This window comes from Streptomyces sp. NPDC057428, from assembly GCF_042803195.1.
Taxonomy (GTDB): domain Bacteria; phylum Actinomycetota; class Actinomycetes; order Streptomycetales; family Streptomycetaceae; genus Streptomyces.
Window position 1 is genome coordinate 82466 of sequence record NZ_JBHVCT010000003.1, and the last position, 13955, is coordinate 96420.

Annotated in this window: 9 protein-coding genes; 4 read left to right on the forward strand and 5 right to left on the reverse strand. The window is 72.2% G+C overall.

Annotated elements, in window-relative coordinates; all coding sequences use genetic code 11:
• Window positions 1–24 precede the first annotated feature (24 nt).
• The gene (gene pepN / locus ACFU5K_RS02110) at window positions 25–2601 is read left to right on the forward strand and encodes an aminopeptidase N (protein ID WP_384055504.1); all 2577 of its coding nucleotides are present in this window, start codon (window positions 25–27) and stop codon (window positions 2599–2601) included.
• Window positions 2602–2728: 127 nt separating this feature from the next.
• Here the strand turns inward: pepN and ACFU5K_RS02115 are convergent, their stop codons facing one another.
• Both ACFU5K_RS02115 and ACFU5K_RS02120 read right to left on the reverse strand, forming a co-directional pair.
• Window positions 2729–3610: a L,D-transpeptidase family protein gene (locus ACFU5K_RS02115; RefSeq protein WP_384055507.1), complete on the reverse strand. Its 882-nt coding sequence runs from the start codon at window positions 3608–3610 to the stop codon at window positions 2729–2731.
• A gap of 213 nt (window positions 3611–3823) precedes the next feature.
• Window positions 3824–5029, reverse strand: coding sequence for an Ig-like domain-containing protein (locus ACFU5K_RS02120; protein WP_384055509.1), 1206 nt, complete (start codon window positions 5027–5029; stop codon window positions 3824–3826).
• A gap of 267 nt (window positions 5030–5296) precedes the next feature.
• Between ACFU5K_RS02120 and ACFU5K_RS02125 the strand changes: the two genes are divergently transcribed.
• Together ACFU5K_RS02125 and ACFU5K_RS02130 are read left to right on the forward strand one after the other, a co-directional pair.
• Entirely contained in the window at window positions 5297–5995 is a 699-nt protein-coding gene (locus ACFU5K_RS02125; RefSeq protein WP_384055512.1) for a response regulator transcription factor, read from the forward strand.
• Window positions 5982–7811: a sensor histidine kinase gene (locus ACFU5K_RS02130; RefSeq protein ID WP_384055515.1), complete on the forward strand. Its 1830-nt coding sequence runs from the start codon at window positions 5982–5984 to the stop codon at window positions 7809–7811. Before ACFU5K_RS02125 ends, ACFU5K_RS02130 begins: the two co-directional genes overlap by 14 nt.
• Before the next feature lie 68 nt (window positions 7812–7879).
• On the opposite strand, the gene ACFU5K_RS02135 is transcribed toward ACFU5K_RS02130, so the two are convergent.
• From ACFU5K_RS02135 to ACFU5K_RS02145, 3 genes are read right to left on the reverse strand one after another with little or no spacing between them, the layout of a single operon-like run.
• Window positions 7880–8110, reverse strand: coding sequence for a hypothetical protein (locus tag ACFU5K_RS02135; RefSeq protein WP_384055517.1), 231 nt, complete (start codon window positions 8108–8110; stop codon window positions 7880–7882).
• Between the two features lie 20 nt (window positions 8111–8130).
• A complete protein-coding gene (malQ, locus tag ACFU5K_RS02140) occupies window positions 8131–10326 on the reverse strand; it encodes a 4-alpha-glucanotransferase (protein WP_384055520.1) in 2196 nt (731 codons plus the stop codon).
• The gene (locus ACFU5K_RS02145) at window positions 10327–10638 is read right to left on the reverse strand and encodes a hypothetical protein (RefSeq protein WP_384055522.1); all 312 of its coding nucleotides are present in this window, start codon (window positions 10636–10638) and stop codon (window positions 10327–10329) included.
• A gap of 293 nt (window positions 10639–10931) precedes the next feature.
• On the opposite strand from ACFU5K_RS02145, the gene ACFU5K_RS02150 reads away from it, so the two are divergent.
• Window positions 10932–13922: a beta-N-acetylglucosaminidase domain-containing protein gene (locus ACFU5K_RS02150; RefSeq protein WP_384055525.1), complete on the forward strand. Its 2991-nt coding sequence runs from the start codon at window positions 10932–10934 to the stop codon at window positions 13920–13922.
• Window positions 13923–13955: the final 33 nt, after the last annotated feature.

The following is a 13955-nucleotide window of genomic DNA, read 5'->3' on the forward strand; positions in this document are numbered from 1 at the left end:
GTCGTATAGCAAGGAGATGACCGCGTGCCTGGCACGAATCTGACCCGCGAAGAGGCACAGGAGCGGGCGCGCCTGCTGACCGTGGACGCGTACGAGGTCGATCTCGACCTCTCCGGAGCGCAGGAGGGCGGCACCTACAGGTCCGTCACCACCGTGCGCTTCGACTCCGCCGAGGCCGGCGCGGAGACCTTCATCGACCTGGTCGCCCCGGCCGTGCACGACGTCGTGCTGAACGGCAAGGCGCTGGACGTGGCCGCGGTCTTCCGCGACTCCCGGATCGCTCTGCCGCACCTGCTCTCCGGTGCCAACGAGCTCAAGGTCGTCGCCGACTGCTCGTACACGAACACCGGCGAGGGCCTGCACCGCTTCGTCGACCCGGTCGACGAACAGGCCTACCTCTACACGCAGTTCGAGGTCCCGGATGCCCGCCGGGTGTTCGCCAGCTTCGAGCAGCCCGACCTGAAGGCGACCTTCCGGTTCACCGTGAAGGCGCCGTCGGGCTGGACCGTGATCTCCAACTCGCCGACGCCGGAGCCCAAGGACGACGTCTGGTCCTTCGAGCCGACGCCGCGTATCTCCACCTACATCACGGCACTGATCGCGGGCCCGTACCACGCGGTGCACAGCAGCTACGAGAAGGACGGCCAGTCCGTCCCGCTCGGCATCTACTGCCGGCCCTCCCTCGCCGAGTACCTCGACGCGGACGAGATCTTCGAGGTCACGCGGCTGGGCTTCGAGTGGTTCCAGGAGAAGTTCGACTACGCGTACCCGTTCGCCAAGTACGACCAGCTCTTCGTCCCGGAGTTCAACGCGGGCGCGATGGAGAACGCGGGCGCGGTCACGATCCGCGACCAGTACGTCTTCCGCTCGAAGGTGACGGACGCCGCGTACGAGACGCGGGCCGAGACCATCCTCCACGAGCTGGCCCACATGTGGTTCGGCGACCTGGTCACCATGGAGTGGTGGAACGACCTCTGGCTCAACGAGTCGTTCGCGACGTACACCTCCATCGCCTGCCTGGCGGACGCACAGGGCTCGAAGTGGCCGCATTCCTGGACCACCTTCGCCAACTCGATGAAGACGTGGGCCTACCGCCAGGACCAGCTGCCCTCGACGCACCCGATCATGGCGGACATCCAGGACCTCGACGACGTCCTGGTGAATTTCGACGGGATCACGTACGCGAAGGGCGCATCGGTCCTCAAGCAGCTCGTGGCGTACGTCGGCAGGGACGAGTTCTTCAAGGGCGTCCAGGCCTACTTCAAGGCGCACGCCTTCGGCAACACGCGCCTGACGGACCTGCTGGGCGCGCTGGAGGAGACCTCCGGCCGTGACCTGAAGACCTGGTCGAAGGCGTGGCTGGAGACAGCCGGGATCAACATCCTGCGCCCGGAGATCGAGACCGACGAGAACAGTCACGTCACCTCCTTCACCGTCCTCCAGGAGGCCCCGGCCCTGCCCGCGGGCGCCAAGGGCGAGCCGACGCTGCGCCCGCACCGGATCGCGATCGGCTGCTACGACCTCGACGAGGCCGGGAAGCTGGTCCGCACGGACCGGATCGAGCTGGACGTCGACGGCGAGCGCACCACCGTGCCGTTCCCCGCGGGCAAGGCCCGTCCGGCGGTCGTCCTGCTCAACGACGACGACCTGTCGTACGCGAAGGTCCGCCTCGACGAGGAGTCCCTGCGGGTCGTCACCGCGCACCTGGGCGACTTCGCCGAGTCCCTCCCCCGCGCCCTGAGCTGGGCCTCGGCCTGGGACATGACGCGCGACGGCGAACTGGCGACACGCGACTACCTGGCGCTGGTCCTCTCCGGCATCTCCAAGGAGTCGGACATCGGCGTCGTGCAGTCGCTGCACCGCCAGGTGAAGATGGCCCTCGACATGTACGCGGCACCCCAGTGGCGCGAGACGGGTCTGAACCAGTGGACCGAGGCGACGCTGGCGCACCTGCGCGCGGCCGAGCCGGGCGGTGACCACCAGCTGGCCTGGGCCCGCGCCTTCGCGGCGACGGCCCGCAGCCCGCTGCACCTGGACGTGCTGCAGTCGCTGCTGGACGGCACACAGGTGATCGAGGGTCTGACCGTCGACACCGAGCTGCGCTGGGCGTTCGTGCAGCGTCTGGCCGCCACCGGCCTCCTGGACGAGGAGGAGATCACGGCGGAGTACGAGCGCGACAGGACCGCCGCGGGTGAGCGCCACGCGGCGTCCGCGCGTGCGGCGCAGCCCTCCGAGGGGGCGAAGGCCGAGGCGTGGGCCTCGGTCGTCGAGTCGGACAAGCTGCCGAACTCCCTCCAGGAGGCCGTCATCGGCGGGTTCGTGCAGAGCGACCAGCGTGATCTGCTGGCTCCTTACACGGAGAAGTTCTTCTCGGCGGTGAAGGGGGTCTGGGACTCGCGGAGCCACGAGATGGCCCAGCAGGTCGCGGTGGGCCTGTACCCGGCCCTCCAGGTCTCACAGGAGACCCTGGACGCCACGGACGCCTGGCTGGAGTCGGCGCAGCCGAGCGCCGCGCTGCGCAGGCTGATGTCGGAGTCCAGGGCGGGCGTGGAGCGTGCGCTGAGGGCCCAGGCGGCGGACGCGGCTGCGGGCGCGGCCTGACGGACGCGATGGGGAACCGCCCGGCGGGCAGGCGCTCGCAGCGCTGCCGTCGCCGGGCGGTTCCCCATGTTCTCCATGCGCCGGCCCGGCGGCGGCTGCCCCGGGCCGGGAGGACCGGCCGTGCGCGTCAGCGGGCGAGGAAGCCGGGGTCCCCCATGACTGCCACCGGGTGCAGTCTGGGGTCAAGGGTGCGCAGAAGCTCTTTCATGTGCCCGCGTTTCAGGGCTACGCAGCCGTGTGTCGGCCCGTCGTGGTCGACGTGCAGCCAGATGCCGCCACCCTTCGCCTGGCCGAGGGGGCGAGTCCAGTCGAGGGGAGACGTTCCGGGTTCGCGGTTGTAGTTGATCGCGACGACGTAGTCGAACGAGCCGGCGACCGACTCGCCCTCCAGGCCCTTGCCCTTGATGGTGAAGCCCTGCGTCGACTGGTCGTACGGAAGCTCGGTGCCGGGATCTGCGAGCAGCCCGCCGGCGTCGGTGAGGGTGAACACGCCGCTGGGCGAGCGGAGGTCACCGGCGTGGTGATCGTCAGTCCAGCCCTTGAGGGCGTTCCGTGCCTGCCAGGTCGCTCCCGGCTCCCAGCCCGCGCTCGTGCGCTGGTAGAGCACTACCTGCGATCTGGAAGAGTCCTTGCCCTGACCGGTGACGAGAACGACCTGCCGGGCGTTCGCGGGTATGTCGGCCAGGGTCCGGGGGCCCAGGCCGGGCAGCTGCGCGGGGGCGGACGCGGCGGACGCTTCGTTGCCCGTGGTCGTCTCCGGGGGCGTGGTCCCCGTCGCGCCGGGGGATGCGGACGCGTTGGCCGACGCGCCGCCCGCGGGGGCGAGGACCGACCCGGCGCCGGGGACCGCATCCGTGCTCCCGCATGCGGCGAGCGTGACGGTCAGAGTCAGGACGGCGGCGGAGAACCCCAGGCGTGTCGGGGCCGGAGCTGTGAGGGGGGTCGCTTGACGGTTTCCGGGCGGGGTGCCGAAGGGCCGCCGGAACGAACGACTGATCGATGAAGCCATGACCTGATCCTGGACGAGACTTGTAAGGAACCGGTCAGCACGCTCGCGCGAAAGTCGCACGACGGGGCCGTACGACGTCACACCGGAGGCTGCGCGGGGCCACCCCGGTGCGGCTCGCAGGCGGGCGCCGGGAGCGGAAGGGGCTTCCGGCGGCACTCCCGGGGACACCCGGAGCCCGGTCCACCCTCGGGTGGCTCAGCCTGCTCGGCGGGCTCAGCGTGCGGATCCCGCCTTCCACTCCTTCCACGGCATGTTCCAGCCGTTGAGGCCGTTGTCGGGGGCGATCGTCGCGTCGCCGGAGTTCCGCACCACGACCACGTCGCCGACGAGGGACTGGTCGTAGAACCAGGCGGCGTCCTGACCAGCGTCCCCACCGCCCTGGGCGTCGTTCAGCCCGACGCAGCCGTGGCTGATGTTGGACTGGCCGAACACCGAGTCCTCGCCCCAGTAGTTGCCGTGGATGAACGTCCCCGAGGTGGACAGCCGCATGGCGTGGGGCACGTCGGGGATGTCGTACTGCCCGGCGAAGCCCACGGTGGCACCGTCCATCCGCGTAGTGATCAACTTCTCCGATATGACCATCTGACCGTTCCAGGTGGGCGAGCGCTTGGCGCCCGCCGTGACGGGCAGGGTCTTCAGTGCCTCGCCGTCCCGTTCGACCTTCATCTGGTGCGCGGCGGCATCGACGGTGGAGACCTGGCTGCGGCCGATGGCGAACCGGACGGTCCTGTCCTGCTCGCCGTAGGCACCCTCCGCCCCCTTGACTCCGTCGAGGCGAATTCTGGCGGTGACGGTGGAGTGCGCCCTCCAGTACTGCTCCGGCCGGAAGTCGAGGCGCCGCGCGCCGAACCAGTGCCCGACGACGGGCTGTCCGCTGCTGGAGCTGATCTCGATGGCGGACTCGACAGCCCTCCTGTCAGTGATCGCTTTGTCGAACGTGAACGAGACCGGCATGCCCACACCGACCGTGGACCCGCTGTCCGGAGTCACCGTGCTGGTGAACCGGTCGGTCCTGGCGAGGGTCGTGAAGGCCACCGTTTTCGTCGTCTCCTGTCCGTCGCCGTTGGCAGCCACCGCGCTCAGCCGGTACGCGGTGCCGTGGTCGAGGGGCGATTCGGGTGTCCAGGTCCGCTTGTCCGGGGAGGCGACGCCGCGCACGGCCTGGCCGTTCGCAATCACGAGGGTCACCTTGGTGATCGTGCCCGATCTGACCGTGACGCGGCCACCGCGTCCGACGGACACGTGCTTCTGCCCATCGACCACGTTCAGGTCGATGCGGGGCACGACGGCGGCCCGGACGGCTGCGGGTGATCCCTTCTCGGGGTGCTCCACGTCTCCTGGCCCTGTGCCGCAGCCGGCCAGGAGACATACCGAAGCCGACAGGACGGCGAGGGCCGGGGTGGAGCGGTTGCGGTGCATGAGGGTCTCCGTTGTGCGCGTCGGGTGGTGGCTTGCCGTGCGAAAGGGGCCCGCGTCGAAGAGGCACGCGGCGTCGGCGCTCTCACGTGGCGCCGAGCCGGGCAGCGGACGTCCTTGTGCCAAATGACCGGGGCCCAGAGTGATGGCGGCGCGGAGCGCGACCATGGGCGGCGCCCAGCCTGGCGCACGGATATCAGGAAGTTGTCAGGGCGTGGGACAGCTCACGCAGCGGTTCGGGCGGGGGACCGCGCTTGTAGGGTCAGCGGAGTGTGCGCACATATTCTGGTGGCGGAAGACGACGAAATGCAGGCCGAGCTCATACGCCGGCTCCTGCTGCGGGAGGGCCACACCGCGGTAGTGGTACACGACGGCCCGGCGGCACTCCGTGAGGCCAGGAGCCGAACACCCGACCTGGTCGTCCTCGACCTGATGCTTCCGGAGGTCGACGGCTACGCGGTGTGCCGCGCGCTGCACCAGGACGGGGACGTACCCGTCCTCATGCTCACCGCCCGCTCCACCGAGGACGACGTGCTGCTCGGCCTGGAGCTGGGCGCCGACGACTACATGACCAAGCCGTACAGCCCACGGGAGCTGACGGCTCGCATCCGTACGGTACTGCGCCGCGTCGCCCGCCCTGGCGGGCCCTCCCCCCTGCTCCGCGCGGGACCCATCACCGTCGACCCCGTCCGGCACGTGGTGACCTGTGACGGCGTCCCCGTGCCCTGCACCCCCGGCGAGTTCGCCATTCTGCAGGCCATGGCATCGGAGCCCGAGCGGGTCTTCTCCCGCCGTCAACTGCTGCAGCACACCCGGGGCCACGACCGGGCCTCCACCGAACGTGCCGTCGACGTGCACATCATGAACCTGCGCAAGAAGATCGAGCCGGACGCCCGCAGGCCCGGCCGCCTGCTGACGGTCTTCGGTGTCGGCTACAAGCTCACCGGAGCCCGGTATGACGCGTCCTAGGCCTGCTGGACCAGGTATCCCCTGGCGCAAGAGCCTGCTGGTCCGGCTTCTGCTGACGTCCGTGGCCATCGCGGTCCTCTCCGTGGGCGCCACGGCCTGGCTGGCGGTTCAGATCACCACCCGAGCCGTACAGGAGGAACGGGGGCAGGTGCTCTCCGACGACTCCGCGATCCTCCGGAAGCTCAGCGGCTTCGCCGCGACCCACGCCGACTGGACAGGCGTGCAGAGCACGGTGCGCACACTGTCACGCACCATGGACCGGCGGATCACCCTGACGACCGCGGCCGGCCGTCCGATCGCGGACTCCGCGGCCCCGGACACCGCTCTGCCTGCCCGGGCTTCGGCCGTCGTCGACCCGCTGAGCACCGACACCTACACCGAACCGGGTGCCCAACTCGTCGGCATCGACCCGCGGGTGGTAGGCCCTTACCTGCTCCCCGCCGCGGAAAGGAAACAGGTGGAGAAGCTCGCCGGGATTCGTCTGGCGTGTATACGGAAGTACGGGGGCGACGGCACCATCAGCCAGGACTTCACCGGTCGCGCGGTGCTCACCCCGGACGGCGGAGAGGACTCCGTACCGGCGGAGTGCGCCGACGGGAAACTCAACACGCCCACGGCCACCGAACAAATGGCGACGAACGCATTCGTCGCCCTGGCCCGGTCCTGCCTCGACCGCGAGCCGAAGCAGAAGGATCCGCAGCGCAGAGCCAACCTCACCGATACTCGTGGTCCGGCGCACGCCAAGCTCTGGGCCGGCGACGACGAGCAGAATCAGCGCTGCCTCCACAGCGCTGCCCGGGAACAACTCGACCCGTACGTCGCCCCGAGAGCCAATCTCTATCTGGGCAATCTGAGCCGGCGACCGGCGGGACTCGATCTCTCGCCCGCCAACCAGACCAAGATCGTCGGCGTCACTGGGCTCGTGCTGGCCGTCACGGTCGCCGTGACCGCGGTCGTCGCCGTCCGCCTCGTCCGTCCTCTGCGGGCGCTTACGGCCGCGGCCCGGCAACCACCGCAGCGGCACGCGCGCGTCGCCGTCACCACCAAGGACGAGACGGGCTGTCTGGCGGCAGCCTTCAACGACCTCACCGCTCGCCGCGAGCAGCCCGAATCGCAGCGCAAGGCCTTGATCAGCGATATCGCCCACGAGCTCCGGACCCCGCTGACCAATATCCGTGGCTGGCTCGAAGTCACCCGCGACGGGCTGCTCGAACCGGATCCAGGGCTCATCGCCTCCCTGCACGACGAAGCGCTCCTGCTGCAGCACATCATCGACGATCTGCAGGACCTCGCCGCCGCTGACGCCGGCACCCTGAGGCTGCGTCGCGAGCCGGTCGGCGTGGAGGAACTCCTCGCCCAGGTGGTAGCGGCCCACAGCACTCTCGCCGAGGCCTCGGGCATCCGACTGCGCACCAGCACCGATCCCGGCCTGTGGCTGGAGGCCGACCCGGCGAGGATGCGCCAGGCCCTGGGCAATCTCGTCGCCAACGCGCTCCGGCACACGCCCACGGACGGTACCGTCGGCGTCATCGCCCGGCGGGACGGCGACGACGCCGTCCTCACGGTCGAGGACACGGGTGACGGCCTCGCCCCCGAGGACCTGCCGCACGTCTTCGAGCGTTTCTGGCGGGCCGAGAAGTCCCGCAGCAGACGCACCGGAGGAAGCGGACTGGGCCTGTCCATCGTCCGCAAGTTCGTCGAGGCGCACGGTGGAACCGTCACCGCCGGCGGCGGGCCCGGCGGCGGGGCCGTCTTCACCGTCCGGCTCCCCCGCGCGGCTGATCCGGAGGAGGTGGAGCCTCAGCCGCACCGGTGACCGGGCTTCCGACATGCCGAAGCGCCGCGCGGTACGTCGTACCGGCGGCGCTCGGGAAGACGAGCCGGCTAGGCCTGCTTCCTGGACTTGTCGAGGACCATGACGAGACCCACGATCACCAGGAACAGGAGGATCGGCAGCCCGACGTACAGACCCAGGGTCTCCAGCACGCTCAGTCCCGTACCCGGGTCGTCACCGGCGTCACGGGTGAGCGCGAGCGCGGGGGACGACATGAGCAGCATCATCAGCGTCGTACCGGCCGCGACGGCGCCGGCGCGCATAGCGTTCTTCTTGTCCACGGTGCAAACGTAGCGAACGCCTACGACGGGCGCGCGTCCGGGGGTGCCGTACGGGCACCCGGGGCGGCCCGACGCTTCGGCGCACTCCGGCCGTTCGGCCTGTCTGGCCCCCCCTCGGGCGGGGCGAGTACGGCCATCAGCGTGTGCAGGCGGGGCGACGCGGCGATCTCCTCCAGCGTGACGGGGTGCCCCTCCGCGTCCGCGACGGGCAGGCGCCAGTTGGGGTACTGGTCCCAGGTCCCGGGGAGGTTCTGCGGGCGCCGGTCGCCCACGGTGTCCGGGAGCCACACACCTGTCATCCGGGCCGGGGTGCGCCTCAGGAAGCGGTGCACCGCGCGGACGGCGCCCTCCTCGTCGCCCTCGCCCTCGGGCAGGAGGCGCAGCCGGGCCAGGCAGGCGAGCCACTCCGCCGTGTCGGCCGCGTCCTCGGCCAGTTCCTGCTCCAGGCCCCGGGTCAGCAGCCCGAGGCGGTGGCGGAGCGTCACATGGTCGCCCGTCAGCCGGGCGGCCGTGGACGGCAGGTCGTGGGTGGTCGCCGTGGCGACGCAGTCCTCGCGCCACTGCTCGGGGGCGAGCGGCCGTCCGGTGCCGTCCCAGTCCCGCTCGAACCAGAGCACGGAGGTGCCGAGCACCCCGCGCCGGGCGAGCGCCTCGCGGACACCCGGTTCGACGGTGCCGAGGTCCTCCCCCACGACGACGGCACCGGCCAGGTGCGCCTCCAGGACGAGGACCGCGAGCATGGCCTCCGCGTCGTGGCCGACGTAGGTGCCCTCGGTCGGCGGACGGCCCTCGGGTACCCACCAGAGCCGGAAGAGGCCCATGACGTGGTCGATGCGCAGGGCTCCGGCGTGCGCGAGCAGGCCGCGCAGCAGGTCGCGGTACGGGGCGTATCCGGACGCCGCGAGGGCGTTCGGGCGCCAGGGCGGCAGGCCCCAGTCCTGACCGTGGGCGTTGAAGGCGTCGGGGGGAGCGCCGACGGACATGCCGTGCGCGAAGGCGTCCTGCTGGGACCACGCGTCGGCGCCGTCGGGGTGGACGCCCACGGCTAGGTCGTGGATGATCCCGACCGCCATGCCGGACTCCCGGGCCGCGCTCTGGGCGGTGGCGAGCTGGGTGTCGGTGAGCCAGGCGAGCCTGCAGTGGAAGTCGACCCGGTCCATGAGGCCGGAACGGGCGCGGGCGCTCTGCGGGGAGCGCGGGTCGCGCAGCCCCTCGGGCCACTCGCGCCACCGGGAGCCGTGCACCTCGGCCAGTGCGCACCACAGGGCGTGGTCCTCCAGGGCGCGCCCCTGCTCGGCGAGGAAGTCGCAGTAGGCGGCGCGGCGGCCGGGCGTCAGGGGAACCTGGTGGATCAGCTCGAGCGCCTGCTTCTTGAGCTCCCAGACGGCGTCACGGTCGATCAGCGCGCCCTTGTTGAGCACGGCCTCGCGCAGCGCGGCGGCCTGCTGGCGCAGGTCGTCGAGGGCGGCCCTGCCGGGCTCGGGGACGTGGCCGTATTCCGGGAGCGACTCGATGTGCAGATGGACCGGGTCGGGGAAGCGCCGCGAGGAGGGCCGGTACGGGGACGGGTCGGTCGGCTTGCCGGGCACCGCGGCGTGCAGAGGGTTGACCTGGACGAACGCGCTGCCCAGGGTGCGGCCCGACCATGCGGCGAGGTCGGCCAGGTCGCCGAGGTCGCCCATGCCCCAGGAACGCGCGGAGAGCAGGGAGTAGAGCTGGACCAGGAAGCCGTGCGTCCGCCCGGGGGGCTGCGGCACGCGGTCCGGGGCGACGACGAGCGTGGCGGTGGCGTGGTGGTGGTCGGGCGTGCGGACGGTCAGCCGGTGGACGCCCAGGGGCGGTCCGGCCCACCAGGAGGGCACGGCCGCCGCGTCCCGGGCCGGGGCCGGCGTCACCCGCATGGTCAGCGGCGAGGACGCTCCGGCGGCCTCCGGCTCGGGGTCGACGGTTACGGCCGATCCGGGCGGCAGTGCGGTAAGCACGGCCGGAAGCGGCTCTCCCGACCAGACCACCACCGTCGGCGGGAGCAGGCGGGAGGCCACTGCGGACTCGGCCGCGGCGAGTGATCTCCCCACCTCGGCGGGGGTGGCGGCGTCGACGCCCAGCGCGGCGAGCACGGCTGTGACCGTGTCGTCGGGGACTGACACCGTGACGTCCGCGGAAGGGGAGTAGGAGGTGGCGACGCCGTGTAGTTCGGCGAGCCGGGACAAGCCCATTCAGACTCCTGGGGACTCCATGCCCCCTGCGGTGCCGGGTGCTGTCGGCTCGCTGGTCAGAGGGGCGACGGCGGCGAGCGGTGGCTCGCTCGTGAGAGGTGTGGCGTCGGCGAGCGGAGGCTCGCTGGTGAGCGGCGCGTCGGCGAAGGCGGCTTCGCCGGTCAGGTCGGAGACGTAGGCGAGCGGCAGTTCGCTGATCATCGGAGGGACGGTGGCGGTGGAGGACTGCTTGGCTGCCGGCGGATCGGAATCCATAGGGCTCGGTACCTGTTTGGAGAGGGCGGAGAGCAGGAGCTGTGCGGAAGCGGGCACGTCGGCCTCCTGGCCGTGGACGACAGGACAGGGCAGACCTACCCAGCCGACGCGGCCGCAGACATGAACGTGACATACGCGTTATATCAACGAGTCAAACGTGCTGTGGGTCACATTCGGTTCCCCACATGCCGGGTCTGGGCGGTTTTCGGCCACTCGGCAGCACCAGCGGCTGACCCCGCCAGTAATCACACGCCACCTCCGGCACACCGGCCACGCGCATTGACACCCTCACGCCCGGATGGTGGGCTCGGAGGTCACTGGCGGGGCGGAGTCAGGACGAGGGAGACGGTGTGCGGATCGGGCGCAGGAGATACGCGACGGCGGTCGCGGTGATCGGCGGACTGCTCGCCCCCTTGGCCCCCGCGGCGGTCGCGGACCCGGCCACCCCCGGCGGCCCGGCCGCTACGGCAGCCGCCCGCCCCGGGGCCGCCCGGCTCCCCGCGGTCTGGCCACGCCCCCAGTCCATCGAGGCCACCGGCCGCCCCGTGCCGCTGGGCGCCGAGGTCACGCTCCTCGCCGACGCGCAGGCCGACCCGTACGCCGTGGACGCGCTCCGGGACCTCCTGCGCGACGCCGGTGTGCGCACGGTGCACGAGGCACTGCCCGGCTGCGGCCCGGTGATCCGGCTCGGCGGTACGGACGCGGGCCTGGCGCTGCGGGACCTGGGCGCTCCCGAGCGGGCCGATCTGCCGTCCGGGGGCTACCGCCTCGCCTCGGGAAGAACCGCGGGACGGCCCACCGTGGCGATGGACGGTGTCGGCGAGGACGGCCTGTTCCACGCCGTCCAGACCCTGCGCCGGCTCGTCACGGACGGCACCGTCGCCGGAGCCGTGGTCCGCGACTGGCCCGGCACCGCCGCGCGGGGGACGACCGAGGGCTTCTACGGACAGCCCTGGACCCAGGAGGAACGCCTCTCCCAGCTCGAGTTCATGGGCCGTACGAAGCAGAACCGCTACCTGTACGCGGCGGGGGACGACCCCTACCGGCAGGCCCGGTGGCGCGAGCCCTATCCCGTGGACCGGCGTGCCGACTTCCGTGCCCTGGCCGGGAAGGCGCGGACACAGCACGTGACCCTCGGCTGGGCCGTCTCCCCCGGGCAGGCGATGTGCATGGCGTCCCAGGGGGACGTCAGGGCGCTGGCGCGGAAGATCGACGCGATGTGGGATCTCGGGGTGCGGGCGTTCCAGCTGCAGTTCCAGGACGTGAGCTACAGCGAATGGCACTGCGACGAGGACGCCGAGACGTTCGGCAGCGGACCGCGGGCCGCGGCGAGGGCGCAGGCCCGGGTCGCGAGCGCGATCGCCCGGCATCTCGCGGACCGGCACCCGGACGGTGAACCGCTGGTGGTGCTCCCGACGGAGTTCTACCAGGACGGTGCCACCGACTACCGCACCGCGCTGGCCGCCGGGCTGGACCACCGGGTGCAGGTCGCCTGGACCGGTGTCGGCGTCGTACCGAGGACGATCACCGGGCGGGAGCTGGCGGGGGCGCGGGCCGCCTTCCGGCGCCCCCTGGTCACCATGGACAACTACCCGGTCAACGACTACGCGCAGGACCGGATCTTCCTCGGCCCCTACACCGGCAGGGACCCGGCGGTGGCGAGCGGTTCCGCTGCGCTGCTGGCCCAGGCCATGAAGCAGCCGTCGGTGTCCCGCATCCCCTTGTTCACGGCCGCGGACTTCGCCTGGAATCCCAAGCACTACCGGCCGCAGGAGTCCTGGCAGGCCGCCCTGGACGACCTCGCGGGCGGCGACGCCTCCGCACGGGCGTCCCTGGGCGCGCTGGCGGGCAACAGCGCCACGTCGGTGCTGGGCGGCGACGAGTCCGCGTACCTGCTTCCACTGCTGACCGCTTTCCGGGAGTCGCGCGGGGCCGAGGGTACGGCGGGCACGGCTGCGCGCGACAAGGCGGCGGACGAGCTCAGGGCCGCGTTCGGCGTGATGCGGCAGACACCTGAGCGCCTCAGGGACACCGCGGACGGGCGCCTCGGGGACGAGGTGCTGCCCTGGACCGAACAGCTGGCCCGGTACGGCCGGGCGGGCGAACTGGCCGTCGACCTGCTGCGGGCGCAGGAGCGCGCTGACGGGGCTGCCGCCTACCGGGCCCTGCTGGCGCTGGAGCAGCTGCGCGAGGAGATCGACGCCAGCCCGGCCACGGTGGGCAAGGGCGTCCTGGACCCGTTCCTGGACCGGGTCACCCAGGAGGCCGACGCCTGGAACGGCACCGACCGCGACGCGGGCACGGTGACCCGGAGCGCGTACGGCTACACGGTCCGGCTCGACCGGGCCCGCCCGCTGGAGGCCGTCACCACGATGACCCGGCCGGGCGGCGGCGCGGCGGGCGCGGTCCTCCAGGCCCATGTGCCGGGTGAGGGCTGGCGCGGCATCGGCTCCCTGTCCGGGGCCGGCTGGACCCAGACGGCGGGCGGGGGCGTGCGGGCGGACGCCCTGCGGGTCGCCTTCCCCTCGGCCCGCCCGGTACTCGTGGACCCTGTGGCCCCGGGTGTCACAGGGGCACCGGCGGCGGGGCAGGCGCCTGACGTGCGTGCGGTGATCCCGTGGTTCGGCGACGAGCCGGCGGCCCGGCTGGCGCTCGCACGGAGCAGGACGGACGCCGTCATCGGCGGTGGCACGCACCGGGTCGAGGCACGGCTGGCCGGCGGCCGCCCCGCCGAGGTGAAGGGCAGGCTGACGGCCAAGGCGCCCAAGGGCATCGAGGTGAAGGTGCCGAAGCGGACGACGGTGCCGCGCGGCGCACCCACCCACGTCCCGGTGGACATCACCGTGCCGCCGGACACCCCGACCGGCGAGTACGAGGTACCGCTGAGCTTCGGCGGCGAGGAGAGCACCCTGACCGTCCGGGCCTTCCCCCGCACGGCGGGCCCCGACCTGGCACGCACGGCGACGGCCTCCTCCTCGGGGGACGAGACCCCGGACTTCCCCGCATCGGCGGCCTCGGACGGCGATCCCGGGACCCGCTGGTCCTCACCCGTCGAGGACGGCGCGTGGTGGCAGGCCGAACTCCCCCGGCCGGTGCGCCTGGGCCAGGTCGTGCTGCGCTGGCAGGACGCCTACGCCTCCCGGTACCGCGTCCAGGTCTCGGCCGACGGCCGCACCTGGCGCACCGCGGCGACCGTGCGGGAGAGCGGCGGCGGGCGCGAATCCGTCCGCATGGACGCGAAGGACACGCGTTTCATCCGGATCCAGGGCGACGGCCGTGCCACCCGGTACGGCTATTCGCTGTGGTCGGTGGAGGCCTACGCCGTCGCCGGAAAGCCCTGACAGCGGCGGGACCGCCAGGACCCCGGCCGGCCG